Below are 25,335 nucleotides of genomic sequence, written 5' to 3' on the forward strand. Positions count from 1 at the left end.
GAAGCTCTGAACTGAAGCCCCAGTAAACGGCGGCCGTAACTATAACGGTCCTAAGGTAGCGAAATTCCTTGTCGGGTAAGTTCCGACCCGCACGAAAGGTGTAACGATTTGGGCACTGTCTCAACCAGAGACTCGGTGAAATTATAGTACCTGTGAAGATGCAGGTTACCCGCGACAGGACGGAAAGACCCCGTGGAGCTTTACTGTAGCCTGATATTGAATTTTGGTACAGTTTGTACAGGATAGGCGGGAGCCTTTGAAACCGGAGCGCTAGCTTCGGTGGAGGCGCTGGTGGGATACCGCCCTGACTGTATTGAAATTCTAACCTACGGGTCTTATCGACCCGGGAGACAGTGTCAGGTGGGCAGTTTGACTGGGGCGGTCGCCTCCTAAAGTGTAACGGAGGCGCCCAAAGGTTCCCTCAGAATGGTTGGAAATCATTCGTAGAGTGCAAAGGCATAAGGGAGCTTGACTGCGAGACCTACAAGTCGAGCAGGGACGAAAGTCGGGCTTAGTGATCCGGTGGTTCCGCATGGAAGGGCCATCGCTCAACGGATAAAAGCTACCCCGGGGATAACAGGCTTATCTCCCCCAAGAGTCCACATCGACGGGGAGGTTTGGCACCTCGATGTCGGCTCATCGCATCCTGGGGCTGTAGTCGGTCCCAAGGGTTGGGCTGTTCGCCCATTAAAGCGGTACGCGAGCTGGGTTCAGAACGTCGTGAGACAGTTCGGTCCCTATCCGTCGTGGGCGTAGGAAATTTGAGAGGAGCTGTCCTTAGTACGAGAGGACCGGGATGGACGCACCGCTGGTGTACCAGTTGTTCTGCCAAGGGCATAGCTGGGTAGCTATGTGCGGAAGGGATAAGTGCTGAAAGCATCTAAGCATGAAGCCCCCCTCAAGATGAGATTTCCCATAGCGTAAGCTAGTAAGATCCCTGAAAGATGATCAGGTTGATAGGTTCGAGGTGGAAGCATGGTGACATGTGGAGCTGACGAATACTAATAGATCGAGGACTTAACCATATAATATGAAGCAAATGTTATCTAGTTTTGAAAGAATATAAAAAACTTATTGACTTTATAAAGTCAATAGGTTACAATGATTCTTGTCTTAAATGAATACAGTCTGGTAATGATGGCAGAGAGGTCACACCCGTTCCCATACCGAACACGGAAGTTAAGCTCTCTAGCGCCGATGGTAGTTGGGACCTTGTCCCTGTGAGAGTAGGACGTTGCCAGGCAAAATGGAGGATTAGCTCAGCTGGGAGAGCACCTGCCTTACAAGCAGGGGGTCGGCGGTTCGATCCCGTCATCCTCCACCATATATGTCGGAGGGGTAGCGAAGTGGCTAAACGCGGCGGACTGTAAATCCGCTCCTTCGGGTTCGGCAGTTCGAATCTGCCCCCCTCCACCATTTCTTAAATATTGGGCTATAGCCAAGCGGTAAGGCAACGGACTTTGACTCCGTCATGCGCTGGTTCGAATCCAGCTAGCCCAGCCATTAAGAGCCATTAGCTCAGTTGGTAGAGCATCTGACTTTTAATCAGAGGGTCGAAGGTTCGAATCCTTCATGGCTCACCATTTTTAAAAAAATATGCGGGTGTGGCGGAATTGGCAGACGCACCAGACTTAGGATCTGGCGCCTTTGGCGTGGGGGTTCGACTCCCTTCACCCGCACTTTTAATGAAATATCTCATACATGTCTTGCGGAAGTAGTTCAGTGGTAGAATACAACCTTGCCAAGGTTGGGGTCGCGGGTTCGAATCCCGTCTTCCGCTCCAATTTTCAATATGACATGCCGGGGTGGCGGAACAGGCAGACGCACAGGACTTAAAATCCTGCGGTGGGTGACCACCGTGCGGGTTCGACCCCCGCCCTCGGCACCATATGCGCCCGTAGCTCAATTGGATAGAGCGTTTGACTACGGATCAAAAGGTTAGGGGTTCGACTCCTCTCGGGCGCGCTTTTATTAACGGGAAGTGGCTCAGCTTGGTAGAGCACCTGGTTTGGGACCAGGGGGTCGCAGGTTCAAATCCTGTCTTCCCGATAGTTTTAAAATTTATGGGGCCTTAGCTCAGCTGGGAGAGCGCCTGCCTTGCACGCAGGAGGTCAGCGGTTCGATCCCGCTAGGCTCCACTTTAGTTATTATTGGAGGTATACCCAAGTTCGGCTGAAGGGATCGGTCTTGAAAACCGACAGGCGGCGAGAGTCGCGCGGGGGTTCGAATCCCTCTACCTCCTCCATTTTCTTTAATAATTAAAAAGGAATGGATTAATAGTTAATAAAACTATTATATATATAATAGTAACTAAAATATAATAAGCATTTCCTTCATGGAGGTATACCCAAGTTCGGCTGAAGGGATCGGTCTTGAAAACCGACAGGCGGCGAGAGTCGCGCGGGGGTTCGAATCCCTCTACCTCCTCCATTTTTCAAAATAATATTATATCGTCGCGGGGTGGAGCAGTCTGGTAGCTCGTCGGGCTCATAACCCGAAGGTCGCAGGTTCAAATCCTGTCCCCGCAACCAATGGTCCCGTGGTGTAGTGGTTAACATGCCTGCCTGTCACGCAGGAGATCGCCGGTTCGACCCCGGTCGGGACCGCCATTTATGTTGGCTCGGTAGCTCAGTCGGTAGAGCAGAGGACTGAAAATCCTCGTGTCGGCGGTTCGATTCCGTCCCGAGCCACCATTTTTTTTTGCCGGCTTAGCTCAATTGGTAGAGCAACTGACTTGTAATCAGTAGGTTGGGGGTTCAAGTCCTCTAGCCGGCACCACTTAGGGGCATAGTTTAAAGGTAGAACTGAGGTCTCCAAAACCTCCAGTGTGGGTTCGATTCCTACTGCCCCTGTATAAAGTAATATGGGCCTATAGCTCAGCTGGTTAGAGCGCACGCCTGATAAGCGTGAGGTCGATGGTTCGAGTCCATTTAGGCCCACCATATTATTCCGCAGTAGCTCAGTGGTAGAGCTATCGGCTGTTAACCGATCGGTCGTAGGTTCGAGTCCTACCTGCGGAGCCATGGCCCGTTGGTCAAGTGGTTAAGACACCGCCCTTTCACGGCGGTAACACGGGTTCGAATCCCGTACGGGTCATAAAGAAGAGTCAGCAATTTGCTGGCTCTTTTTTCTTATGTAAATCTAATTTAGAAATTCTCTTTTTTCTCATGCTATTTTTCTGAAATAAATAAAGGGATTTGGGAAAAGCTATGGTATGTATTAAAAGGAGGGAATAAAATAATGACACAAGTTAGAGAACTGATGAGCACAAATGTTGTGCAGTGTACAACACTAGATAATGTATATGAGGCTGCTGTGAAAATGAAAGAAGAGGAAATTGGAATGATTCCCGTTGTTGAAAATGAGCAAGTTGTCGGCCTCGTAACTGATCGCGATTTAGTTGTTCGTGGAATTGCTGAAAAACATCCAGGTTCTAATAAAATTACAAATGTAATGACAACAAATATTGTGTCGGTTTCACCTGATGATTCTGTTGAAAAGGCAACGGAGTTAATGGCACGATATCAAATTAGACGATTACCAGTAGTGAAGAACGGTCAACTTGTTGGTATGTTAGCCTTAGGTGATTTAGCGATAAGAGAATCTGCAGATGATCAAGCAGGATTCGCTTTGAGCGAAATATCGGAGCATACAAAATGAAAATAAATATTTTATTATAAACTTTTGATGAAAATAAAAATCAGATACATTGTTCTAACAATTATAATTAAAGGAATTCCGTTAGTATGATGTATCTGAAAAATTATGTTAAAATTGTATAGGAATATATTTGAAAATTTTTTAAAATTGTTATTCTTAATCTTTAATAGTGAAAAAAATGATATACTAATGAATATAAGTATTATGAGAGATTCTGAATATATCAATATTAATGATTGGTAATGTGTTTAATGAATGGGTATTTCTTATAGAGAGAAAAACGGAAGGGGAATTATATGAGGGCTGTACAAGGCGATCCTAATTGGAATTTGGTTACAGATACATATGTGGAACCGAAGAGTTTCGCTGATTTATTTTCTTTGCTTATACCTTGTCATCCAAAAGGTCAGGGGAAAGAAAGAACAATTTTAGTGTGGAAAGAAAAAGAATTTTATAAAGAAGAAAATTTAGCGCCGTTTATCTTATATGGAATGAATAAAGTTAAAGATTTACCACAGTTTCATAAAGATGAAATCCCAACTTTAGTACGCATTATTCGTTTATGTCAGGAGATGGGATGGTATAAAGAAGCATATACATTTATGATAAATCAAGGATTAGATGAGTTTGTACAAACTTCAATGGAATATGAAACGTGGGATTTTTTGACACAAGCTGTTGCCTTTAATTATTTAATTATTAAATATCGTGTAGGTGAATTAGTGGATGAAGATGTACAGATTTGGGAAAGAGTTAAATTCAACGAAAAATGTATAAACGACTGTAGTAATTTATTATCTCATAAAGAAGTATTAGAGTTTACGTTTTTTTACATATGCAAGCAGGCAAAAACATTATCAAAAGAACAATTAAATTATGAGATGATGAATCTAGCAATATATTGTAATACATATGTTTGTGATCTATATACATTTGATTTATTAAGAAAATATCGTAAATGTACGGACTATTTATCATATTACGGGCCTAGTCAAGCTGTTATAGCTTGTCAAAGAGCGGTACTTTCCCAAATTTCTGATCGACTAGATCCATTAAAAACAACACATGTAGATGATTACTTGTATGTAATGAAGGAAATGATGGAGCATATGACGGTGGGATTAATGAGCCGATATGGACACTTCATTGGAAAGCTATTATCATATGTACCATTTTTCGAGATGATTCAAGTTCCACAGCATGCATATTATTGCGAAGAATTAATGTATGTTTGTAAAGGAATTGAATATAAAGAAGAGGTATTAAAAAATTATATATTTATACAATTACACGATTGTTTGCCATCATTTTTTAGATTATTTCTTAAAAATAAACGCTATGCCACAATTCATGATATTCTCTTTTACTGGTGTGATGATGAACAGAGGTTGGGTTTGGAGAAAAAATATAATTTGAGCTTTATTTATGAAAAATATGCTTGTGGTTAAAATGTAATCACGTATAGAATAGATACAATAATAATAAAAAGGATCTCATATAAGATGAGATCCTTTTTATTTAGTAATATAGGGAAAAGGCAATGAGGATCAAAAATAACATGCCATATACAAGGAATTGTGCATGATTACTGTCTTGTATACCGAAAAATATATTCATTTTTTTATATAAACTAAATATATATTTTACTAAATTATCTTTGAAAGATTGGTACACAGTGTTTCCTCTTTCTAAGTTTCTTGTTGTTGCTTAGTTGTATTAGGAACATTAACGTATTTAGATATAACTAATAAAATGCCCATAAAAAACACGGGGAATACGGTAGATAAGTAGAATCCATTACTAACTACATTGGTAATAAAAGCACTTGATAGAAAAAGTATAATGTAAATATGAGCAATTTTTTGTTTGAGCCGAATCTTAAATGCTTCCATCATAATTTCTAAAACAACAAAGGTTATAATAATAGATAAAAATACAGTATTTGTATTATAGATTATTAAACAATAGATTAAACCGAAAAAAGCTAGGTATTCAATAATTAGTGGTATATTTATTTTACGTGGCATACAAGTTACCTAACGAAGTAAGGCAGCGGATCGACTGCATTTATTTTTTCGAAATTCCATTCCCCGTTATGTAATTCAAAGTGGAGATGTTGTCCGAATGAGTGACCTGTATTTCCCATATAACCTACTAATTGTCCTACTTGAACTTGATCACCAACTTGTACAGTACGATCTTTCAAGTGAGCATAAACTGTTGTGTATAATTTCCCGTTTATATGATGGGCGATGAATACGACATTGCCATAGCTAGCTGAATAATAAGATTTTATAACTTTACCTGCAGCAGCAGCTTGAATGGAGACATTGCCCTGTGCTGCAATATCTATGCCATAATGCATTTGTTCCCAACGCATATCAAATGTTGAACTGATTTTTCCTTGAGCTGGGAATCTGAAAACAGCTGGAATTGAAGGGGTAGTAGCTTTAGCCTGAGCTTGATTTTGTACGATATAATGTTTGGCTACGTATCCATAACCTGTGCCAAAACGAATTTTATACCAAGTACCTACCGTTTCTACTACTTGCACTTGTGTTCCATTTTGCAGGGAACCGATGGCAGTACTATTTGTACTAGCGGCACTACGTACATTTAAATTTGGTGTCGCAACAGTATAGGAAGGAGTGCCTTGTACAGTCACACCTTTTACTAGTGGAGTGGATCCATTGGATACAAATATTTTTTGTACGTATCCAATTTGTCCATTATGTAATATTTTATACCAATCGCCTTGTTCACCTTGAATTGTAATAAATTTCCCATTCGGCAACACATCAAGAATAGAAGATTCTGTATTAGGTTCAGAACGAACGTTTAACGCATTTGCATTTACGATATATTGGCTATTAGATTGAACTGTTTTTTTCGATAGAATAGCATCTTTTTTCATATAGCCTACTTTATTGTTAACAGATACTTTATACCAATCTTGAATTGTTCCAAGGATGGTAATAGGGGTGTTGAAGCGAAGGTTATCAATTAAGGTACTGTCTACTTGGGCGGTTTGATATAATGCGACGTTGTCGACTTTTACATATCCAGTTTTCGCTTTAGATGTTTGTTCAGCAGCTACTGTTTGCACGTTCGTTTCTCCCATAGAAGGAAGTAAGGAAGCAATTGCAACGGTAGATACTGTTAAAGCTGTAGCTCTCATCTTCATGTAATAACGGCCTCCTCTAGTTGTATTGTTATAATTTTATTATAGTATAAAGTTATAATATATTGGGGTTTATTCACATAAATGTAATATGAAATCAACATAAATATAATTTTTATACTATGGTAGAAAATTTTCGATTTTTAAAATGGGATATACGTATTTTATATCTTAATCAATTTATATACAATTGAGAAAATTAAAACAGTTGATGATGAGTTATGACAGTGTTATACTGACAATGATAATTTCATAGTATGCTAGGAGAGCTGGTGTTGCCAGCTGAGAGTAAGGCCGTAAGCCTTTGATCCTTTTCATTACCTGATCTAGATTATGCTAGCGTAGGGAAGCAATTCGGACATTAACAATGGGTCCCCGTTTCTTTGCGCATAGAAACGGGGCTTTTTTATTTGAAAATTTCATATTGAAACCACTAGGGGTGCTTTTCGTGCTGAGAGAGGAATAATCCTTAACCCTTACAGACCTGATCTAGGTAATACTAGCGAAGGGAAGTGGCGCAACGAATAAATATAATTTTATTTGCTGTAACCACTTCTTGTATATAGAGGTGGTTTTTTTATTGAGATAAATAGATATGTAGGAAGGGGAATTATAAATGAAATTTTGTGAAAGATTATTTGAGACGGTGCAGCCTGTATGGGAGAAAAGTCATAATCATCCGTTTGTAGTAGGTATGGGGGATGGAACGTTAGAAAAAGATAAATTCCAGTATTATATTATTCAAGATTATTTATATTTGTTGGATTATGCAAAACTATATGCAATTGGTGTTGTAAAGGCAACGAATCCACAAGTTATGGCAAAATTTGCAGAGCAAATAGATGGTATTTTAAATGGTGAAATGACGATTCATAAACAATATGCAAAAAGACTTGGTATTTCTGTAGAGGAGATGGAATCTGCAAAACCATCTGCTAAAAATTTAGCTTATACAAATTACATGATGTCTGTATCTCAAAATGGCACACTTGCAGAATTAATAGCAGCTTTACTTCCATGTATGTGGAGCTATTGGGAGATTGGAAAGCGTTTAAATGATATTCCTGGAGCAAGAGATCATGAGTTTTTTGGGGAATGGATTCAAGGATATAGTTCTGAAGAATACGGTAACCTTTGTATTTGGTTAATAGATGTATTAAATGAAATGGCAGTTGGAAAGTCAGAGAAAGAACTAGATCGATTAGAGGAGATTTTCTTATATTCCAGCCGATTTGAATATTTATTCTGGGATATGGCCTATCGTAAGGAGATGTGGGGTTTTGAGGAGCAAGAACATACTACAGTTTCGTAATGTTTCCTTTCATTATGATGAGAAACCAATCATAGAGGGACTAGATGCCAATATACAAGAAAAAGAGTTTGTGAGCATTATTGGACCGAGTGGCTGTGGGAAAAGTACTTTATTTCGCCTTATTACAGGTTTAGAAGAGGCGAGCACTGGACATATAGAGCTCATAGAAACAAAGAGTCATCCTGTAGGGTATATGCCTCAAAAAGATATGCTCCTGCCGTGGAGAACAATTATTGAGAATGCAGCTTTACCGTTAGAGTGCCAAGGTGTGCAGAAGAAAGAAGCACAAGTCAAGGCAAAGGAACTGTTACATAAATTTGGTTTACAAGGGTACGAGAAAAAATATCCGAAAGATTTATCTGGTGGTATGAGACAACGCGTATCTTTTATCCGAACTTTATTAACAGGCGGAGAGATATTATTGTTAGATGAACCGTTTAGCGCATTAGATGCCTTAACGAAGGCATCTTTGCAGGAATGGTTGTTTGAACAATGGAAAGAGTGGAAAAAAACAATCTTATTTATTACACATGATGTTGAAGAAGCTCTTTTTCTTTCTAATCGTATTTTTGTTGTAGAAGAGCAACCGATAGCAACTTTAACTGAGCGAATTGTACCGCTGGATCGTAACCGAACAAGAAAAGATTTATATAAGCCTGAAGTGTTAGCGCTTAAAGAAGAGCTCCTTAGTATGTTACAAAGGCAGGTACTCGTATGATGAGTCGTTTGAAGGAGCTATTACCTGCCCTCACATTAAGTGGAATTTTACTTGCTCTGTGGGAAGTAGGAGCAAGAATTGTAGATGAGATGTACATTTTGCCATCACCTTCTGCAATTGTAATGAAGATATGGGCACTGAAAGATATATTATTCACGGTTCATTTACCAGCAACGTTGTACGTCGTTTTAATAGGCGTTGTTATTTCTATCGTGCTGGGTGTAGGGCTAGCAATGTTAATGAATGCGAGTACGTGGATGGAAAGAGCATTTTATCCATTATTAGTTGCTTCACAAACAATTCCGATTACAGCACTTGCACCGCTATTTGTTTTATGGTTTGGATATACCATTTGGAGTAAAGTTGTTGTTACAGTTTTAATTACGTTTTTCCCAATTGCGGTCAATACGTATGATGGACTCCGCAGTACGAAAAAAGAATGGGAAGAGCTCTTAGTTACGTATGGTGCAACGAAAAAAGATGTTTTTCTTAAGTTAAAGTTGCCATCTGCTCTTCCTTACTTTTTCTCAGCATTAAAAATTGCAGTTCCACTTAGTGTAATTGGAGCAGCAATTGGTGAATGGCTCGGTGCACAAGCTGGACTTGGTTACTTCAGTAAAAGGATGATGACACAGCTGGACGGTGCAGGTGTATTTGCACCAATTGTATTGTTATCATTATTAGCTATTTTCTTCGTTATCCTTATTTCTATATTAGAGAAGAAATTCATTAGTTGGAGGAAACATTCATGAAATTATTAAAACGCATCTTTGTGTTTACATTATTAGTTGCAATGATTGCAGGGTGTTCGAGTAATTCAGCATCAGACAAGAAAAAAACAGAGAAAGAAATAACGGTCATGCTTGATTGGTATCCAAATGCGGTGCATAGCTTTATTTATGCAGCGATTGAAAAAGGATACTTCAAAGAAGAAGGAATAAAAGTGAATATTAAATTCCCTTCTAATCCGACCGATCCATTAACGTTAGCAGCGGCAGGAAAAGTAACTGTTGGTTTATATTATCAACCAGATGTTGTTATCGCAAAAGCAAATGAACAAATTCCAGTGAAGTCAATTGGAGCTGTTGTACGTTCACCATTAAATCATGTTGTATCGTTAAAATCAGCTGGTATTCAGTCGCCGAAAGATTTAGAAGGAAAAACGGTTGGATATTCTGGAACGCCTTTAAGTGAAGCCTATTTAAAAACGATGGTAAAAGAAGCTGGTGGTAATCCAGATACAGTGAAAGTAGTCGATGTTGGATTTGATTTAGTACCAGCGTTAATTACGAAAAAAGTGGATGCTGTAACAGGTGCATACATCAACCATGAGGTTCCTGTTATGCGTCATCAAGGTCATGAACCAGCGTACTTTAATCCAGCTGACTACGGTGTGCCGAATTATCATGAGCTTGTTTTTGTAACAGGTGATAAAACATTGAAAAAGGATAAAGAAGCATTGCAAGCCTTTTTACGTGGTGCGAAAAAAGGATATGATTTCATGAAGAAAAATCCGGATGAAGCACTGAATATTTTATTAGATCATCAAGAGAAAGAGAACTTTCCACTTATTCCAGAAGTTGAAAAAGAAAGTATGAAAATTTTATTAGGAAAAATGGAGACGAAAGATGAACCATTCTTATCAGATTCAAAAGAATCATGGGAGAAACAAAATAAATGGTTGAAAGAAAAAGGGATGACGAAAGAAAGTGTTCCTGCCGATGAATTATTCGAAAACATTTTAAAGTAGGCGAATGAATATGAAAAATGAGCTCCACGTAATCTCAAATGGTCAAATGCCATTCGAAGAGTTAGTGAATGTAGCGATGCAAATTGAGAGTGAGATAGACTACTTGCATATTCGTGAGCGTGGGAAAAGTACAAAGGAATTGTATGAAGGTGTGGAAAGTCTTTTAAAGAAAGGCTTTCCGGCATCTAAGCTTGTAATAAATGATCGAATTGATATTGCTATTTTATTAAATATCCCGCGTGTGCAGTTAGGATATCGTAGTGCTGATGTAAGATCAGTTAAGGAAAAATTTTCTTATTTGCATGTTGGCTATTCTGTGCATTCTTTAGAAGAAGCGATAGAGGTGTTTAAAAACGGAGCAGATTCGCTCGTTTACGGTCATGTATTTCCAACAGATTGTAAAAAAGGTGTGCCAGCGCGTGGGTTAGAGGAAATTTCGGATATGACAAGGTGTTTATCGATACCGATTACGGCAATTGGAGGAATTACTCCTGAAAATATAGGGGACGTTCTTACAACTGGTGTGAGTGGTGTTGCTGTTATGTCTGGAATTGTAAGTAATAGTAAGCCGTATAGCCAGGCAAAATCTTATAAGGAATCAATAAGAAAGTGGGCGGAAAAACATGTGTAAGAAGTATGATGTAGCGATTGTTGGCGGAGGTGTAATTGGTAGTTCAGTTGCACATTTTCTAGCTGAAAGAGGATATAAAGTAGCGATTGTAGAGAAACAAAGAATTGCATCTGAAGCTTCGAAAGCTGCTGCTGGTTTACTTGGTGTTCAGGCGGAATGGGATGAGTATGATCCGCTGTTCGAGCTTGCTAGAGAAAGCCGTGCTATATTTCCACAACTTGCAGAAGTTTTACGTGAAAAAACGGGTATTGATATTGGATATGAAGAAAAAGGGATTTATCGCATTGCTCAAAATGAAAGTGAGAAAGAACGAATACTTCACATTATGAATTGGCAACAAAAAACAGGTGAAAATTCGTACTTTTTGACGGGAGATCGTCTGCGTGAAAAAGAGCCGTTTCTATCTGATTCAATTATTGGGGCCGTGTATTATCCGAAAGATGGTCATGTCATTGCACCAGAGCTTACGAAAGCATTCGCACATTCTGCGACTATCTCTGGAGCTGATATATATGAAGAAACAGAAGTATTTGATATTCGAATTGAAAACGATAAAGTGACTGGAATTGTTACAAGCGAAGGTGTAATCACATGCGAAAAAGCCGTTATCGCTGGTGGTTCGTGGAGCACAAAGTTACTGCGTCATTTTCACCGTGATTGGGGTACATACCCGGTGAAGGGAGAAGTTGTTGCGGTTAGAAGTTGGAAACCGTTATTGAAAGCTCCTATTTTCCAAGAAAGGTTTTATATCGCACCAAAGCGCGGTGGACGTTACGTAATTGGAGCAACGATGAAGCCTCATACGTTCAATAAAACTGTGCAACCAGAAAGTATTACTTCTATATTAGAGCGTGCTTATACAATATTGCCTGCTTTAAAAGAAGCAGAGTGGGAAAGCACATGGGCAGGATTAAGACCACAATCGAATCATGAAGCTCCTTATATGGGAGAGCATGAAGAAATAAAAGGTTTATATGCTTGTACGGGCCATTATCGAAACGGCATTTTATTAAGTCCTGTTACTGGTCAGTATATGGCTGATTTAATAGACGGGAAGCAAGAAAATCATTTGCTAGATTCATTGCTTTCTAAATCGGTTTAAAAAGGGGATGGAAGTTTGAATTTAAAAATTAATGGTAAACAAATTGAAATACCAGCGAGTGTGAAAACAGTAGCTGAGTTACTTACACATTTAGGGTTAGATAAAAAGATTGTAGTAGTAGAACGTAATAAAGATATTTTGCAAAAAGATGATCATCAAGATACATCTGTTTTTGATGGAGACCAAATTGAGATTGTAACTTTCGTAGGAGGCGGTTGATTATGTTAAACGTTGGACCATTTTCATTTCATTCTAGACTTTTATTAGGAACAGGAAAGTTCTCTGATTTTGATGTGCAGCAGAAAGCCATTGAAGTATCTGAAGCTGAAATTTTAACATTTGCAGTACGCCGTATGGATATATTTGATGCAGACCAACCGAATTTATTAGAAAAACTTGATGTAAAAAAATATACGTTATTACCGAATACAGCAGGAGCAAAAAATGCTGAAGAAGCTGTTCGTATTGCGAAGTTAGCCAAAGCTTCGGGGCTTTGTGACATGGTAAAAGTAGAAGTAATTGGTGATGATAGAACGTTATTACCTGATCCGGTAGAAACATTAAAAGCATCTGAAATGTTACTGGAAGAAGGGTTTATCGTTCTTCCATACACATCTGATGATGTTGTATTAGCACGTAAATTACAAGAGCTTGGTGTACACGCCATTATGCCAGGAGCATCACCAATTGGTTCAGGACTTGGAATTGTAAATCCGTTAAATTTAAGTTTTATTATTGAACAAGCAACAGTACCAGTTATCGTTGATGCTGGTATTGGTAGCCCAGCTGATGCAGCATTTGCAATGGAATTAGGAGCAGATGGTGTGTTATTAAATACAGCTGTATCTGGAGCAAAAGATCCTATTAAAATGGCACAGGCAATGAAATTAGGTATTGAAGCAGGTCGCTTAGGCTTTGAAGCGGGGCGTATTGCACGTAAACGTTGTGCAACAGCAAGTAGTCCTTTAGAAGGAATGAGCGTAGTTGAATAATCGATATTCTCGCCAAGAGCTATTCTCTCCAATCGGAGAGACAGGACAACGAAAGATAGGGGAAAAACACGTCCTAATTATTGGGGCAGGTGCACTTGGTAGTGCCAATGCGGAAATGCTTGTCAGAGCTGGAGTTGGCCACGTAACAATTGTTGATCGTGATTATGTCGATTGGAGTAATTTGCAAAGGCAGCAATTGTACGCTGAGGAGGATGTTGAGAGTAATCTTCCTAAGGCTGTAGCAGCTAAAAGGCGTTTGCAGGCGATTAATAGAAAAGTAATGATAGAGGCTCTCGTTCAAGATGTCACAGCTGAGGAGTTAGAAGAGCTCGTTATAAATGTGGATGTAATCGTTGATGCGACTGATAATTTTGAAACACGTTTCATTGTTAATGATATATCGCAAAAGCATTCTATTCCATGGGTTTATGGAGCTTGTGTAGGAAGTTACGGTCTTTCCTACACCATTCTTCCAGGGAAAACGCCGTGTTTATCTTGTTTACTACAATCAATCCCGCTTGGCGGGGCGACGTGTGATACAGCGGGGATTATATCGCCTGCTGTATCTCTTGTCGTTTCTCATCAAGTAACAGAAACGCTTAAACTTTTAGTAGAAGATTGTGAATCACTTCGAGATGGACTTGTGTCGTTTGATGTGTGGAAAAATGAATATTCATGCATGAATGTGCGAAAACTTCGCAAGCATAATTGTCCATCGTGTGGTGAGAATGCATTATATCCATATTTAAGTAAAGAAAATACATCGAAAACAGCAGTTTTATGTGGAAGAAATACAGTTCAAATTAGACCACCTCATAAAGAGGAACTTAATTTTGAACGATATAAAGAGATATTACATGATCGTGTTATAGATTTGAATGTAAATCCATATTTACTATCGTTTTCCGTTGAAGGAAAGAGATTAGTTGTCTTTAAAGATGGACGTGTACTCGTGCATGGAACAAAAGATGTAAGTGAAGCAAAAACGATTTATCATCGCTATTTTGGATAGAAAAGGATGAGTGAGATGAAAGTAAATAAAGCTTTAACAATTGCTGGATCAGATAGCGGAGGCGGTGCAGGAATTCAAGCAGATTTAAAAACATTTCAAGAGCTTGGTGTGTATGGCATGACCGCTATTACAGCAATTACTGCTCAAAATACGCTAGGTGTTCAAGGTGTCTATCCTGTTTCTCTTGAAGGAATTACGGAACAATTGAATTCAATTGGTGAAGATTTAACACCAGACGCTGTTAAGTTAGGTATGTTATTTAGTAGCGAAATTATTAAAATTGTTGCAGAACATATTAAGAAATTTGGCTGGAATAATATTGTACTAGATCCTGTTATGATTGCTAAAGGCGGTGCGTCGTTATTACAACAAGAAGCAGTGCAAGCATTAAAAGAATATTTATTGCCGCTTGCAACTGTTGTAACGCCGAATGTTCCTGAAGCAGAAGTGTTAACGGGGATGGAGATTCAAAATATAGAAGATAGTAAGGAAGCTGCGAAAGTATTGCATGAATTAGGGGCTAAATATGTTCTTATGAAAGGCGGGCATGCGGAATATCAAGGTAATGAAGTAATCGATTTACTCTTTGATGGTGAGCAGTTTATCGAATTTAGAAGTGAACGAATTGCTTCTAAACAAACGCATGGAAGTGGCTGTACATTCGCGTCGGCGGTTACGGCAGGACTTGCCAAAGGATATCCAATTCAAGAGGCAGTCCAAGAAGCAAAAAGATTTATTAGTATAGCGATTGAAGAGCCGTTAAATATTGGGAGTGGTCATGGGCCAACGAATCACTTTGCATATAAGTTGAATAAATACGCATAAAGAAAGAAAAAGCCAGTTTTGTAACGGGCTTTTTTTATTGTTTACTTTTTCCAAATTCAGGAGTATTATATCAGCCAGAATCTGTTTTTTATTTCTGTATTGTGCAGGATAAAAGATTATTTTGTAAAACGCTGAGTCCGATTTTATGGAGCGGAGGAACCAAATTGTGCATTGTCACTAGGGGTGAATCTTTCAAATTTGAAAGTAGGGCTACTCTCAAAGTCCGAATCCGACAGCTAACTTCGTAAGCGTCTTGGGAGAGGACGGTGCCATGATGGATACATCACTTCATCGGTCTGATTAGTATAGGGGAATATCAATCTACGTTTGAATTCTTTTATGCTAAGGAGGATGAGGTACATGGAATTAACGCTTATTTGTGTCGGAGAAGAAAAAAAGGTAAATAGTTTAAGAGAGCTAGTAGCATTTCAGCATGAGTTAATTATTTTTACAGCAAATGAAGAGATAGCAGCTGAAGTCAGGACCTTTGGATTTGAGTCGGCTTATAGCTGTAATAAGGAGCAGGATTTTACTCGTATTTGCGATCGTATTAAGAAAGTGATTTTACTAGGAGATGAGCTTCCAATAGTTAGTTTCTTCACAGAACGTATTCGTTTTTCTTTTCAAGCACCTATTACTGTTGTTACAAGGAATAAACGATATCCGGCCAGGCTCTATGAAACAATTGGAGCTAAATTTGTAGTGTTTACGAACTGTGATAATATTTCTTTTTTATTCTTTGAATAGGGCAGGGGAAGCGAAGATGAAGGTGTTATTACTTGGAGATATAGCGAATCGTTGGGCGGTATCGGTAGAGCGAGTTCAAGAATTGGTGGCGCTCGATCCCATTTTTCCAAATCCGTATATAATATTGCCATCAAAAGATGCTTTATATTTAGAAATGGATATTATTGAATATGAGCAGCTACATGCAGAATTGACACAAGTTTATATTCGAGGGAGAAATTTACGTGCATTTTTACGTAGAGAATAAATTTTGAATGAAAGAAAGAGCGAATGTTAAGTGCGACTAAGGTCGGCACTTATATGCATTCGCTCTTTTTCTTTCATATTTAAAAGATGATTTCTATGAAAAAGAAAGAAATGATAAGAAAACAGATGAAAGAATATGAATAATAACAAATGTAAGCGTTTAAATGATAAAATATTTTCTTATTTTAAGTAATTTCCCTCTTTACAAGTTAAATATAGAGGAGTATATTTACTCTCATAAATCATTCATAAAATTTCCAAAAAAAACCTGATATCGCTGAGTCCAGAAATGGAGCGGGGGAACCAATTTTGTGCATCGTCACTTGGGGTGAATCTTTCAAATTTGAAAGTAGGGCTACTCTTTAAGCCCGAATCCGACAGCTAACCTCGTAAGCGTTTGGAGAGGAGGTTTACTTTTTGTTGTTCATTTTTGAACACTGAGTAGAGCCTCAGTGTTCTTTTTTTGATAAGTTAATGGTAAATTTTTACATTTAGAAAGAGGGATAGTTATGCTAGATGTTGTGATAATCGGAATTTTTGTTGTATTAGTAGCATCGATGGCAAGTCTTGCAAGTTGGTCAGATAAAGTTGTGAAAGAAGGGAAGCAATCATGATGATTGCCTTATCGGTTATTGTTGCAGCAATTACGGTGTACTTAGTTTATGCATTATTAAATCCAGAGAAGTTTTAATTAGGGGGAATCATTCATTATGATTTGGGTTGCAGTTGTCATTACAATGCTATTGTTTATTATTGTGGCAAAGCCAACGGGGATTTATTTAGAGAAAGCCTTTCAAGGGAGCAAGACGTTAGATAAAGTATTTGGGCCTTTTGAAAAACTTATTTTTAAAATTACGGGTGTAAAAGCATACAATCAAACGTGGAAACAGTACGCATTATCATTAGTTTTACTCAATGGATTTATGATTGTGGTTGTATATTTTATTTTCAGGTTACAAGGTGTATTGCCATTAAATCCAGCGCATATTGAAGGGATGGAGCCTACGCTTGCTTTTAATACAGCGATTAGTTTTATGGCTGATACAAACTTACAGCATTACAGCGGTGAAAATGGTTTATCTTATTTATCACAATTAATCGGAATTACATTTTTAATGTTTGCAGCACCAGCAACGACTTTAGCACTTGTTATGGCTTTTATAAGAGGACTCGCTGGGAAGGAACTTGGTAACTTTTTCGTTGATTTTACTAGAGCGTTAACGAGAGTTTTTCTTCCTATCGCATTTGTTGCAGCGTTAATCTTTGTCGCACTTGGTGTACCACAAACGTTAGACGGAGCGGTTACAGCACAAACAATTGATGGTGTAAAACAAAGTATTTTACGCGGGCCTGTTGCATCATTCGTTTCGATTAAGGAGCTTGGGAATAACGGCGGTGGTTTCTTTGGAGCAAACTCAGCGCATCCCTTCGAAAATCCAGGGCAAGTCAGTAATATTTTGCAAATGATGCTTATGATGTTATTGCCAACAGCACTACCATTTACTTACGGACGAATGGTTGGAAATAAAAAGCAAGGACGTATTCTTTTCGTTTCACTGTTCATGGTATTTTTACTCGGATTTATAACAATTACTACATCTGAATTACATGGCAATCCAGTGTTAAACCAAATGGGGATAGAACATGTACAAGGAAGTACAGAAGGGAAAGAAGTACGATTTGGAACAGTATTTTCTTCACTATATGCAACAGTAACGACAGCTGCTGAAACAGGAGCGGTTGATACGATGCATGATACGTTAACACCGATTGGCGGGCTAGTCCCACTCGTAAATATGATGCTAAATACAGTATTTGGCGGTGTTGGAGCAGGTTTTGTCAACATTATCATGTATGCAATTATTGCAGTCTTTATATCTGGGTTAATGGTTGGGCGGACACCAGAGTTTTTAGGCAAGAAAATTGAAGGTAAGGAAATGAAATTAATTGCAGTAACGATATTATTTCATCCATTGCTTATTTTAGGATTTTCAGCATTAGCTCTTTCAACACATTTAGGAACGGATGCAATTTCTCATTCAGGTTTCCACGGTTTAACGCAAGTTGTATATGAATATACATCGTCTGCTGCAAATAACGGATCTGGATTTGAAGGTTTAGCAGATAATACACCGTTTTGGAATATTACGACTGGTTTAGTTATGTTTTTAGGGCGTTATTTCAGCTTAATTACGATGTTAGCTGTGGCAGCTTCATTGAAAGAGAAGACGGTAGTACCAGAAACAGTCGGAACATTCCGTACAGATAATAGTTTATTTGGTGGTATCTTCATCGGAACAATCGTAATTGTTGGTGCATTAACATTCTTCCCGATGTTAGTATTAGGCCCAATTGCAGAATTTCTTACATTGAAGTAATGGAGGGTAAATGATGAGACCGGTAGTGGTAAAAGAAAAACGAGTAAATCAGTCACAAATACATGCTGTAGAAGATGAGGTTAGACAAGCGAAAACGATGGACCGTGATATTGTTACACATGCGATGAAACAATCTTTTGCGAAATTGAATCCGAAAGTAATGATAAAAAATCCTATTATGTTCGTTGTGGAAATTGGATTTATAATTACGTTAATTTTATCCTTTCTTCCGAATAATGTTAGTAGTGTACCAGGATGGTTTAATATAATAGTTTCTCTCATTCTATTATTTACAGTTTTATTTGCTAACTTTGCAGAAGCGTTAGCAGAAGGGCGTGGTAAAGCACAGGCCGATTCTTTAAAACAATCGAAGAGAGATGTGTTTGCAAATATTGTGAAAGACAATGGAGACATTGTTCAAGTTTCAGCAACTGAGCTGAGAAAAGGTGACATTGTCATTGTAAAACAAGGGGAAATGATTCCAAGCGATGGTGAAGTGATTAAAGGGTTAGCATCGGTAGACGAATCTGCAATTACGGGGGAATCAGCTCCTGTTATAAAAGAAGCGGGTGGCGATTTTTGTTCTGTAACAGGCGGTACGATGGTCGTAAGTGATGAGATTACAATTATGATTACAAGTAATCCTGGTGAATCATTTATCGATAAAATGATTTCTTTAGTAGAAGGAGCTGCTCGTCAAAAAACGCCGAATGAGATCGCTTTAAATACAGTATTAACGAGTTTAACTCTTATCTTCTTAATCGTTGTTGTTACACTTCCGATTTTTACAAATTATTTAGGATTTCAAATTGATACAGCTGTACTTGTTGCGTTGTTAGTTTGTTTAATTCCAACGACGATTGGTGGTTTATTATCAGCGATTGGTATTGCTGGGATGGACCGCGTAACAAAGTTTAATGTATTAGCGATGTCAGGTAAAGCAGTAGAAGCTGCAGGAGATATTAATACAATCATTTTAGATAAAACAGGTACAATTACGTTCGGGAATCGTATGGCACATACACTGCTTCCTGTAGGAAATGAAACGATTGAGCAAGTAGGGAAATGGGCTGCAATTAGCTCAGTTTTAGATGAAACACCAGAAGGTCGATCTGTTATAGAATATGTGCAAGCGAAATCTATATCATATAATAGAGAAATTGCAGAACAAGGTGAATTTGTTCCGTTTAAAGCAGAAACAAGAATGAGCGGTGTAGATTTATTGGATGGCACAAAAATAAGAAAAGGTGCAGTTGGTGCCGTTATTGAGTGGGTACAAGCGCAAGGTGGAACAATTCCGAAAGACGTGAATCAAAAAGCGGATTTAATCTCAAAAGAGGGCGGGACACCACTTGTAGTTGCAGTAGACAATCGTATATACGGATTGATCTATTTAAAGGATACAGTAAAACCTGGTATGCGTGAGCGTTTTGAACAGCTTCGTCATATGGGGATTAAAACGGTTATGTGTACAGGTGATAACCCATTAACAGCAGCAACAATTGCGAAAGAGGCAGGGGTAGATGAATTTGTTGCCGAGTGTAAACCAGAAGATAAAATTGCGGTTATTAAAGCAGAGCAAGATAAAGGGAAACTTGTAGCGATGACAGGTGATGGTACGAATGATGCCCCAGCGTTAGCACAGGCGGACGTTGGATTAGCGATGAATAGTGGTACGACAGCTGCGAAAGAAGCAGCGAATATGATTGATCTAGATTCGAATCCAACAAAAATCATTGAGGTTGTAGGAATTGGTAAGCAATTGTTAATGACACGTGGTGCGTTAACGACGTTTAGTATTGCAAATGATATAGCAAAATACTTTGCTATTATTCCAGCGATGTTTACACTTGCAATTCCGCAAATGGAAGCATTAAACATTATGAAATTAACATCGCCGCTTTCAGCGATTTTATCAGCATTAATATTTAATGCGATTATTATTCCACTGCTCATTCCGTTAGCGATGAAAGGTATCGCTTATAAGCCGATGAGTTCTAATGCACTACTTAGCAGAAACTTACTCATTTACGGGCTTGGCGGAGTTATCGTTCCTTTCATTGGAATTAAAGTAATTGATATGCTTGTCGGTTTGTTCATATAAGGAAGAGGGGAAAAAGATGGCTAAAAAACATAGTATAATTTCGCCAGTCATTCGTGTTACGTTTACGTTTTTAATCTTATGCGGGCTTTTATATCCATTACTTGTAACAGGTATTGCACAAGCGGTAATGAAGGATAATGCGGATGGAAGTCTTATATATAATGAAAAAAATGAAGTGGTTGGTTCTAAGTTAATCGGTCAAAATTTCAAAGATCCACGTTATTTTCATGGGCGTGTCTCTAGTATAGAATATAAAGCAGAAGCATCGGGATCCAATAACTATGCACCATCTAATCCAGATTTAACGAAACGAGTTGAGAAGAGTATCGTAGATTGGAATGAGCAAAATCCAAGTGTTCCAGTTACAGAAGTGCCGATAGATTTAGTTACGAATTCAGGTTCAGGGCTTGATCCTGACATTAGTCCGAAGGCAGCTTACGTACAGGTAGATCGCATCTCGAAATTAACGAATATTCCGAAAGAAAAGCTTGATCAATTGATTAAGGATCAAACAGAAGGCGCTGCACTCGGTTTATTTGGAGAAGATCGTGTAAATGTCCTAAAGTTAAATTTAGAACTACAGAAATTAATGAAATAGTAACAGTGCTACCTCAATCTAATGGATTGAGGTAGCGTTGTTTCAAAAGAAAGGTTGTGCTTGTCATGTATGCGGATGACTATAAACCGACGTTTCAAAGGCGAACGCCAGAAGAGTATTTAGAATACATTCGTCAGCAAAATCGAGGGAAATTAAAGTTATATGTAGGAGCGGCGCCAGGAGTTGGGAAAAGTTATAAAATGCTCTTTGATGCTAGAGAGATGCAGAAAGATGGTATTGATATTGTAATTGGTTTAATTGAAACGCATGGGAGAAAGGAAACAGAAGAAGCAATTGCTGATTTAGAAAAAGTGCCTTTAAAAGAAATACAGTATAAGGGAAAGGTATTTTATGAGCTTGATGTAGAAGGAATTATAAAGCGTGCGCCACAAGTTGTTGTAGTAGATGAACTAGCTCATAGTAATATACCAGGTTCTAAACATAAAAAGCGTTACATGGATGTGCAAGAATTGTTAGAGGCAGGCATATCGGTATTATCAGCATTTAATATTCAACATTTAGAAAGCGTTCACGACATTGTAGCCCAAATTACGAACGTCAAAGTACGAGAGCGTATTCCGGATTTTATTTTACAAAAAGCAAATGAGATTCAACTTGTTGATGCAACACCGGAAGTATTGCGGAAGAGATTAATAGATGGAAAGATATATAAGGAAGAAAAAATTCAACAAAGCTTACACAATTTCTTTACGATTAATAATTTAGGGGCACTAAGGGAGTTATCACTTCGTGAAGTTGCAGATGACATGGACGAGAAAATTAGCCAAACAGTAATAGAACCGATCGGTGTGAAAGAAAAAATTCTCGTTTGTGTACAATACAGTTCAACAGCAGAGAAATTAATACGCAGAGGGTGGCGTATGGCCGATCGATTAAATGCCGAATTATATGTATTAAATGTTGAAAGGGAAGATATAGAGTCCATTTCAGCAGGGAAAAAGCAAACAATTGATGAGTGGAAAGTGTTGACGAATCAATTTGATGCGAGCTTTGTATTAGAAGAAGCGAAAGGAAGAAAACCAGCAGATGTCATTATTGAAGTTGCCAAAAGACTACAAGTAACACAAATTTTACTCGGACAATCAGCGAGAACAAGGTGGGAAGAAATAAGAAAAGGTTCCATTGTAAATGAGATTATGAGGCAAACGAAGCATATTGATATTCATATTGTTGCTGATCAAAGAGCGTAAATAAGAGAGAATGCCCTAATATAGCAAAATAGCTATTTTCGGGCATTCTCTTTTTATTTAGCGTTCCGCACTTCTTCTTTACTTACATGATAAAAGCCTATCATTTTCATTGTACATAAAACTATAAGTAGGAACATAATTGCACCTATGAAGAAAATCCAAAAGTAATTTTGAGAAAATAAGAGAAGGCCACCTACAATTGGTCCTGTACCCATTCCAAGATAGCGAATAAAGTTGTAAATTCCGATAGCTGTTGCTCTTTCTTGTGCGAATTCTTCAGTTAATAAAGTTGTATGAGTTGGCATAGATAATCCCATACTAAGACCATATAAGGATGTCATAATAATTAAGATGGGGATGCTTATATGATATGTGAACGAGAATAAAATCACGCATATGATATTGAAAAAACTAGTAATTAGTAACGCCTGTTTTGTCGTGATTAATGTTTGCAAAAGCTTGTAACAATAACTTCCTAGCATAATAGAGAGGGACATCGGTACAAACATAAGACCGATTTCACTTGCATTTAGGTGAAATAAATTTGTTAATATGCTAGGTAAAAAAACGAGGAAACAGAAATAAATACAAAATTGTATAAAGCCAATGAGTGTAATAGAAAATCCAGTTTTATTTCTTAGAATACGCCAGTAATTCTTTGTTGCTTTAGGCTGCTGAATGACATTTGGTTTTGTTTCTGGAAGTAGTGAAATATTTGTGATTAATAAGATGATGCCAATTGTAGATAAAAAGAGAAAGGTAGATAAGTGACCGTTTATATTGCCGAGATAACCACCTAGGAGAGGACCTACCGCAGGGGCGAGAGCAAGTAACATTTGATAAAGACTCATTGCATCTCCCCGTTCTTTTCCTTCGAATAAATCGCCGATTATAGTTGCGGCAACTACAGGTATAGCTGCTATTCCTGCAGCTTGAACAGCTCTAAAAAATAGGAATACATAAATGTCTGCCGAAAAAGCGCAGCCGATTGAGCCAATCGTACTAATAATTAAACTAGGAATCAAAATAGATTTTCTTCCTTTTGTATCAATTAATGGTCCGTAAACAAGCTGCATAATTGCAAGAATGAATGTGAAAAGGGAAACTGTTAAATTTACAAGATAAAGAGAGGTATGAAAGGAATTTTGAATCATCGGTAAAATAGGTGTGTAAATATTTTGAGCGAAAGAACCGAGTAAGGCGCTAATGCAAATAACATATAAAATGAAGTTTAGTTTGGTATGTCTCATAATGTAACCTCCTTAATTTTAGTTTCCTTAGAAACTAAAATTATTTTAACATGATTTTCTCACTTGTAAAGATAAAAAAATGATTTTAAAATGGATATATAGTTAAATTGTTTCTATGGAAACTTATACACCTTAATGGAGGGGAACGGATTGGGACGTACAGTTAAACAAATAGAAATACTTTCGGATATTCGTACACTTTTTCATAAGAAAGAAGAGCATATGAAAGAGAATGATGAGAAGTTTCTTCGTGAGACAGGTGTAAGTGGCATGTCTTTATCAGAGTTACATGTTATTGAATGTATCGGAAAAAATGGTTTGATGAATGTAACAGCGATTACGACAGAAATGGGCATGACGAAGGGAGCAATTTCTAAAATTTGTACAAAATTGTTTCAGAAGCAATTCGTTGAGAAGATGAAAATGTTAGATAATCAGAAAGAAATTTTCTTCCTTTTAACAGAGAAAGGGAATGAGGTTTATATTGCCCATGAAGAGTTACATAAACAAGCTGAAGAGAAGTGGCTTTTACTTTTAGATAAGTATACGAAAGAAGAATTAGCTTTTATTCAAAGATTCGTAAAGGATGTATCATCTCATATGGAAAAATAGTAGGAAGAAAATATTCTTTAGTTCGAGCCTTCTGAATATGGTTTCTGAAATATCTCATATATAATAGAAGAAGATACTTAACATAGTGAATAATTAAGGATTCAATATATAGAGAAAGAGGAGAGAAGAACATGCTTGAAAATACGGGTTTAGTATTAGAAGGTGGCGGTATGCGCGGTGTGTATACGGGCGGAATACTAGAATACTTTATGGAACAAGATTTATATTTTCCATATGTAATCGGTGTTTCAGCTGGTGCTTGTCATGCAGCGTCGTATCTTTCCAGACAAAGAAATAGAAATAAAACAGTAAATATTGATTATGCGTCACATCCGCAGTATTTATCGTATAAAAACTTATGGAAAAAACGTCAATTATTTGATATGGATTTCATTTTTCATGAAATTCCAGAAAAGCATGTACCATTTGATTTTGACACATATTTTAATAGTCCAGAGCGTTTTCTTGTAGGGACGACAGATTGTGAAACGGGGCAACCTATGTATTTTGAGAAAGAGGGTACGAATGAAGATGCATTGAATTTATTGCAAGCTTCTAGTTCATTACCGTTTATTGCACCAGTAGTAAACTACCGCGGGAAGCAATTATTAGATGGCGGAATTTCTGATCCGATTCCAGTCCGTAAAGCGCAGGCAGATGGTTATGAGAAATCAGTCGTTATTTTAACGAGAAATCATGGATACGCTAAGAAAAAATCAAAATTTGGCTGGATTGCAGAAAAGGCTTATAAAAAGTATCCAAACCTTGTCAATACGATGCTTACTCGTTATGAAATATATAATGAAACACTTCATTATATTGAAAAAGAAGAGCAGGCAGGTAATTTGTTTGTAATTAGACCAGAAGTTCCACTTCAAGTAGATCGTATGGAGAAAGATACACAAAAACTTCAAAATCTATATGAACAAGGTTATAAAGATGCTGAGAGACAATTTGCAGATTTACACGCGTTTTTGCAGAAGTAGAAACCTCTATATAGAGGTTT

The 25,335-nt window shown here is 37.8% G+C and carries 25 protein-coding genes, 20 tRNA genes, 2 rRNA genes and 4 riboswitches (1 of these 51 only partly in view); of the genes, 44 read left to right on the top strand and 3 right to left on the bottom strand.

What is annotated here, in order from left to right:
• The 24 genes from DJ93_RS16520 to DJ93_RS16635 form a co-directional block, all read left to right on the top strand.
• A 23S ribosomal RNA gene (locus tag DJ93_RS16520) occupies positions 1-1,025 on the top strand (it extends 1,897 nt beyond the left edge of the window).
• Between the two features lie 102 nt (positions 1,026-1,127).
• Positions 1,128-1,243 (top strand): 5S ribosomal RNA (rrf, locus tag DJ93_RS16525).
• Positions 1,244-1,248: 5 nt separating this feature from the next.
• Positions 1,249-1,324, top strand: a tRNA-Val gene (locus tag DJ93_RS16530).
• Positions 1,325-1,332: 8 nt separating this feature from the next.
• Positions 1,333-1,416: transfer RNA gene (locus DJ93_RS16535), tRNA-Tyr, on the top strand.
• Between the two features lie 12 nt (positions 1,417-1,428).
• A tRNA-Gln gene (locus tag DJ93_RS16540) sits at positions 1,429-1,503 on the top strand.
• A gap of 4 nt (positions 1,504-1,507) precedes the next feature.
• Positions 1,508-1,583 (top strand) — tRNA-Lys (locus tag DJ93_RS16545).
• A 15-nt stretch (positions 1,584-1,598) separates the two neighbouring features.
• Positions 1,599-1,679 (top strand) — tRNA-Leu (locus DJ93_RS16550).
• A 29-nt stretch (positions 1,680-1,708) separates the two neighbouring features.
• Positions 1,709-1,783, top strand: a tRNA-Gly gene (locus tag DJ93_RS16555).
• Between the two features lie 16 nt (positions 1,784-1,799).
• Positions 1,800-1,888: transfer RNA gene (locus DJ93_RS16560), tRNA-Leu, on the top strand.
• A gap of 3 nt (positions 1,889-1,891) precedes the next feature.
• A tRNA-Arg gene (locus DJ93_RS16565) sits at positions 1,892-1,965 on the top strand.
• 10 nt (positions 1,966-1,975) lie between these two features.
• Positions 1,976-2,049, top strand: a tRNA-Pro gene (locus DJ93_RS16570).
• A gap of 16 nt (positions 2,050-2,065) precedes the next feature.
• Positions 2,066-2,138: transfer RNA gene (locus DJ93_RS16575), tRNA-Ala, on the top strand.
• 14 nt (positions 2,139-2,152) lie between these two features.
• Positions 2,153-2,245: transfer RNA gene (locus DJ93_RS16580), tRNA-Ser, on the top strand.
• A 92-nt stretch (positions 2,246-2,337) separates the two neighbouring features.
• A tRNA-Ser gene (locus DJ93_RS16585) sits at positions 2,338-2,430 on the top strand.
• A 24-nt stretch (positions 2,431-2,454) separates the two neighbouring features.
• A tRNA-Met gene (locus DJ93_RS16590) sits at positions 2,455-2,531 on the top strand.
• Between the two features lie 2 nt (positions 2,532-2,533).
• Positions 2,534-2,609, top strand: a tRNA-Asp gene (locus DJ93_RS16595).
• 8 nt (positions 2,610-2,617) lie between these two features.
• Positions 2,618-2,693 (top strand) — tRNA-Phe (locus DJ93_RS16600).
• Positions 2,694-2,702: 9 nt separating this feature from the next.
• A tRNA-Thr gene (locus tag DJ93_RS16605) sits at positions 2,703-2,778 on the top strand.
• Between the two features lie 3 nt (positions 2,779-2,781).
• Positions 2,782-2,852 (top strand) — tRNA-Trp (locus tag DJ93_RS16610).
• Between the two features lie 13 nt (positions 2,853-2,865).
• Positions 2,866-2,942, top strand: a tRNA-Ile gene (locus DJ93_RS16615).
• A 6-nt stretch (positions 2,943-2,948) separates the two neighbouring features.
• A tRNA-Asn gene (locus tag DJ93_RS16620) sits at positions 2,949-3,023 on the top strand.
• Between the two features lies 1 nt (position 3,024).
• Positions 3,025-3,096, top strand: a tRNA-Glu gene (locus DJ93_RS16625).
• A gap of 144 nt (positions 3,097-3,240) precedes the next feature.
• Positions 3,241-3,660: a CBS domain-containing protein gene (locus DJ93_RS16630; RefSeq protein ID WP_042982003.1), complete on the top strand. Its 420-nt coding sequence runs from the start codon at positions 3,241-3,243 to the stop codon at positions 3,658-3,660.
• A gap of 296 nt (positions 3,661-3,956) precedes the next feature.
• Positions 3,957-5,108, top strand: a complete 1,152-nt coding sequence (locus tag DJ93_RS16635; protein WP_042982005.1) for a DUF3965 domain-containing protein — start codon at positions 3,957-3,959, stop codon at positions 5,106-5,108.
• Positions 5,109-5,348: 240 nt separating this feature from the next.
• Here DJ93_RS16635 and DJ93_RS16640 read toward each other — a convergent pair whose 3' ends face one another.
• Positions 5,349-5,687, bottom strand: coding sequence for a hypothetical protein (locus tag DJ93_RS16640; RefSeq protein ID WP_042982006.1), 339 nt, complete (start codon positions 5,685-5,687; stop codon positions 5,349-5,351).
• 5 nt (positions 5,688-5,692) lie between these two features.
• Positions 5,693-6,844 (bottom strand): SH3 domain-containing protein, encoded by a 1,152-nt coding sequence (locus tag DJ93_RS16645; RefSeq protein ID WP_042982007.1) that lies wholly within the window; start codon positions 6,842-6,844, stop codon positions 5,693-5,695.
• Positions 6,845-7,093: 249 nt separating this feature from the next.
• Positions 7,094-7,206: riboswitch (TPP riboswitch) on the top strand.
• A 60-nt stretch (positions 7,207-7,266) separates the two neighbouring features.
• Positions 7,267-7,369: riboswitch (TPP riboswitch) on the top strand.
• Between the two features lie 88 nt (positions 7,370-7,457).
• Here DJ93_RS16645 and tenA point away from each other — a divergent pair.
• From tenA to kdpDN, 18 genes are all read left to right on the top strand, one after another.
• Positions 7,458-8,153: a thiaminase II gene (tenA, locus tag DJ93_RS16650; RefSeq protein ID WP_042982008.1), complete on the top strand. Its 696-nt coding sequence runs from the start codon at positions 7,458-7,460 to the stop codon at positions 8,151-8,153.
• Positions 8,122-8,871, top strand: coding sequence for an ABC transporter ATP-binding protein (locus DJ93_RS16655; RefSeq protein WP_042982010.1), 750 nt, complete (start codon positions 8,122-8,124; stop codon positions 8,869-8,871). Before tenA ends, DJ93_RS16655 begins: the two co-directional genes overlap by 32 nt.
• Positions 8,871-9,623, top strand: coding sequence for an ABC transporter permease (locus DJ93_RS16660; RefSeq protein ID WP_042984225.1), 753 nt, complete (start codon positions 8,871-8,873; stop codon positions 9,621-9,623). Before DJ93_RS16655 ends, DJ93_RS16660 begins: the two co-directional genes overlap by 1 nt.
• A complete protein-coding gene (locus DJ93_RS16665) occupies positions 9,620-10,621 on the top strand; it encodes an ABC transporter substrate-binding protein (protein WP_042982011.1) in 1,002 nt (333 codons plus the stop codon). The genes DJ93_RS16660 and DJ93_RS16665 overlap by 4 nt, the downstream gene beginning before the upstream one ends.
• A 10-nt stretch (positions 10,622-10,631) precedes the next feature.
• On the top strand, positions 10,632-11,252 hold the full coding sequence (gene tenI, locus DJ93_RS16670; protein ID WP_042982012.1) for a thiazole tautomerase TenI: 621 nt from the start codon (positions 10,632-10,634) through the stop codon (positions 11,250-11,252).
• Complete coding sequence (gene thiO, locus DJ93_RS16675; protein WP_042982014.1) at positions 11,245-12,354, top strand: glycine oxidase ThiO; 1,110 nt, start codon at positions 11,245-11,247, stop codon at positions 12,352-12,354. Before tenI ends, thiO begins: the two co-directional genes overlap by 8 nt.
• Before the next feature lie 15 nt (positions 12,355-12,369).
• Positions 12,370-12,573 (top strand): sulfur carrier protein ThiS, encoded by a 204-nt coding sequence (gene thiS, locus DJ93_RS16680; protein ID WP_042982015.1) that lies wholly within the window; start codon positions 12,370-12,372, stop codon positions 12,571-12,573.
• 2 nt (positions 12,574-12,575) lie between these two features.
• Entirely contained in the window at positions 12,576-13,346 is a 771-nt protein-coding gene (gene thiG / locus DJ93_RS16685) for a thiazole synthase (RefSeq protein ID WP_042982016.1), read from the top strand.
• Positions 13,339-14,358, top strand: a complete 1,020-nt coding sequence (locus tag DJ93_RS16690) for a thiazole biosynthesis adenylyltransferase ThiF (RefSeq protein WP_042982017.1) — start codon at positions 13,339-13,341, stop codon at positions 14,356-14,358. The genes thiG and DJ93_RS16690 overlap by 8 nt, the downstream gene beginning before the upstream one ends.
• 15 nt (positions 14,359-14,373) lie before the next feature.
• Positions 14,374-15,183: a bifunctional hydroxymethylpyrimidine kinase/phosphomethylpyrimidine kinase gene (gene thiD, locus DJ93_RS16695; RefSeq protein ID WP_042982018.1), complete on the top strand. Its 810-nt coding sequence runs from the start codon at positions 14,374-14,376 to the stop codon at positions 15,181-15,183.
• Positions 15,184-15,302: 119 nt separating this feature from the next.
• Positions 15,303-15,450: riboswitch (cyclic di-AMP (ydaO/yuaA leader) on the top strand.
• A gap of 93 nt (positions 15,451-15,543) precedes the next feature.
• On the top strand, positions 15,544-15,930 hold the full coding sequence (locus DJ93_RS16700) for a hypothetical protein (protein WP_042982020.1): 387 nt from the start codon (positions 15,544-15,546) through the stop codon (positions 15,928-15,930).
• A gap of 16 nt (positions 15,931-15,946) precedes the next feature.
• A complete protein-coding gene (locus DJ93_RS16705; protein WP_042982021.1) occupies positions 15,947-16,177 on the top strand; it encodes a hypothetical protein in 231 nt (76 codons plus the stop codon).
• A 264-nt stretch (positions 16,178-16,441) separates the two neighbouring features.
• A riboswitch (cyclic di-AMP (ydaO/yuaA leader) is annotated at positions 16,442-16,586 on the top strand.
• Between the two features lie 99 nt (positions 16,587-16,685).
• Complete coding sequence (locus DJ93_RS16710; RefSeq protein ID WP_042982023.1) at positions 16,686-16,790, top strand: SipW-dependent-type signal peptide-containing protein; 105 nt, start codon at positions 16,686-16,688, stop codon at positions 16,788-16,790.
• Positions 16,787-16,867: a K(+)-transporting ATPase subunit F gene (gene kdpF, locus DJ93_RS16715; RefSeq protein ID WP_000972378.1), complete on the top strand. Its 81-nt coding sequence runs from the start codon at positions 16,787-16,789 to the stop codon at positions 16,865-16,867. Before DJ93_RS16710 ends, kdpF begins: the two co-directional genes overlap by 4 nt.
• Positions 16,868-16,886: 19 nt before the next feature.
• A complete protein-coding gene (gene kdpA, locus DJ93_RS16720) occupies positions 16,887-18,554 on the top strand; it encodes a potassium-transporting ATPase subunit KdpA (RefSeq protein WP_042982024.1) in 1,668 nt (555 codons plus the stop codon).
• A gap of 13 nt (positions 18,555-18,567) precedes the next feature.
• Entirely contained in the window at positions 18,568-20,658 is a 2,091-nt protein-coding gene (kdpB, locus tag DJ93_RS16725; protein ID WP_042982025.1) for a potassium-transporting ATPase subunit KdpB, read from the top strand.
• 16 nt (positions 20,659-20,674) lie between these two features.
• Entirely contained in the window at positions 20,675-21,256 is a 582-nt protein-coding gene (kdpC, locus tag DJ93_RS16730) for a K(+)-transporting ATPase subunit C (protein WP_042982027.1), read from the top strand.
• A 56-nt stretch (positions 21,257-21,312) separates the two neighbouring features.
• A complete protein-coding gene (kdpDN, locus tag DJ93_RS16735; RefSeq protein ID WP_117287842.1) occupies positions 21,313-22,467 on the top strand; it encodes a KdpD-like non-kinase potassium sensor in 1,155 nt (384 codons plus the stop codon).
• Positions 22,468-22,520: 53 nt separating this feature from the next.
• On the opposite strand, the gene DJ93_RS16740 is transcribed toward kdpDN, so the two are convergent.
• Positions 22,521-23,717: an MFS transporter gene (locus DJ93_RS16740; RefSeq protein ID WP_042982030.1), complete on the bottom strand. Its 1,197-nt coding sequence runs from the start codon at positions 23,715-23,717 to the stop codon at positions 22,521-22,523.
• A gap of 135 nt (positions 23,718-23,852) precedes the next feature.
• Here DJ93_RS16740 and DJ93_RS16745 point away from each other — a divergent pair, with 135 nt between their 5' ends.
• Complete coding sequence (locus tag DJ93_RS16745; RefSeq protein WP_080743505.1) at positions 23,853-24,329, top strand: MarR family transcriptional regulator; 477 nt, start codon at positions 23,853-23,855, stop codon at positions 24,327-24,329.
• 131 nt (positions 24,330-24,460) lie between these two features.
• Positions 24,461-25,315: a patatin-like phospholipase family protein gene (locus DJ93_RS16750; RefSeq protein ID WP_042982032.1), complete on the top strand. Its 855-nt coding sequence runs from the start codon at positions 24,461-24,463 to the stop codon at positions 25,313-25,315.
• Positions 25,316-25,335 lie beyond the last annotated feature (20 nt).

Source organism: Bacillus clarus (genome assembly GCF_000746925.1).
GTDB lineage: Bacteria > Bacillota > Bacilli > Bacillales > Bacillaceae_G > Bacillus_A > Bacillus_A clarus.

Coding starts and splice junctions, on each gene's coding strand:
- thiG (WP_042982016.1), top strand. CDS start 12,576: ATGTTAAACGTTGGACCATTTTCATTTCATTCTAGACTTTTATTAGGA.
- DJ93_RS16705 (WP_042982021.1), top strand. CDS start 15,947: ATGAAGGTGTTATTACTTGGAGATATAGCGAATCGTTGGGCGGTATCG.
- tenI (WP_042982012.1), top strand. CDS start 10,632: ATGAAAAATGAGCTCCACGTAATCTCAAATGGTCAAATGCCATTCGAA.
- kdpA (WP_042982024.1), top strand. CDS start 16,887: ATGATTTGGGTTGCAGTTGTCATTACAATGCTATTGTTTATTATTGTG.
- kdpF (WP_000972378.1), top strand. CDS start 16,787: ATGATGATTGCCTTATCGGTTATTGTTGCAGCAATTACGGTGTACTTA.
- DJ93_RS16640 (WP_042982006.1), bottom strand. CDS start 5,687: ATGCCACGTAAAATAAATATACCACTAATTATTGAATACCTAGCTTTT.
- DJ93_RS16750 (WP_042982032.1), top strand. CDS start 24,461: ATGCTTGAAAATACGGGTTTAGTATTAGAAGGTGGCGGTATGCGCGGT.
- DJ93_RS16740 (WP_042982030.1), bottom strand. CDS start 23,717: ATGAGACATACCAAACTAAACTTCATTTTATATGTTATTTGCATTAGC.
- tenA (WP_042982008.1), top strand. CDS start 7,458: ATGAAATTTTGTGAAAGATTATTTGAGACGGTGCAGCCTGTATGGGAG.
- kdpC (WP_042982027.1), top strand. CDS start 20,675: ATGGCTAAAAAACATAGTATAATTTCGCCAGTCATTCGTGTTACGTTT.
- DJ93_RS16700 (WP_042982020.1), top strand. CDS start 15,544: ATGGAATTAACGCTTATTTGTGTCGGAGAAGAAAAAAAGGTAAATAGT.
- thiD (WP_042982018.1), top strand. CDS start 14,374: ATGAAAGTAAATAAAGCTTTAACAATTGCTGGATCAGATAGCGGAGGC.
- thiO (WP_042982014.1), top strand. CDS start 11,245: ATGTGTAAGAAGTATGATGTAGCGATTGTTGGCGGAGGTGTAATTGGT.
- DJ93_RS16660 (WP_042984225.1), top strand. CDS start 8,871: ATGAGTCGTTTGAAGGAGCTATTACCTGCCCTCACATTAAGTGGAATT.
- DJ93_RS16710 (WP_042982023.1), top strand. CDS start 16,686: ATGCTAGATGTTGTGATAATCGGAATTTTTGTTGTATTAGTAGCATCG.
- DJ93_RS16745 (WP_080743505.1), top strand. CDS start 23,853: ATGGAGGGGAACGGATTGGGACGTACAGTTAAACAAATAGAAATACTT.
- DJ93_RS16665 (WP_042982011.1), top strand. CDS start 9,620: ATGAAATTATTAAAACGCATCTTTGTGTTTACATTATTAGTTGCAATG.
- DJ93_RS16630 (WP_042982003.1), top strand. CDS start 3,241: ATGACACAAGTTAGAGAACTGATGAGCACAAATGTTGTGCAGTGTACA.
- kdpB (WP_042982025.1), top strand. CDS start 18,568: ATGAGACCGGTAGTGGTAAAAGAAAAACGAGTAAATCAGTCACAAATA.
- DJ93_RS16645 (WP_042982007.1), bottom strand. CDS start 6,844: ATGAAGATGAGAGCTACAGCTTTAACAGTATCTACCGTTGCAATTGCT.
- DJ93_RS16635 (WP_042982005.1), top strand. CDS start 3,957: ATGAGGGCTGTACAAGGCGATCCTAATTGGAATTTGGTTACAGATACA.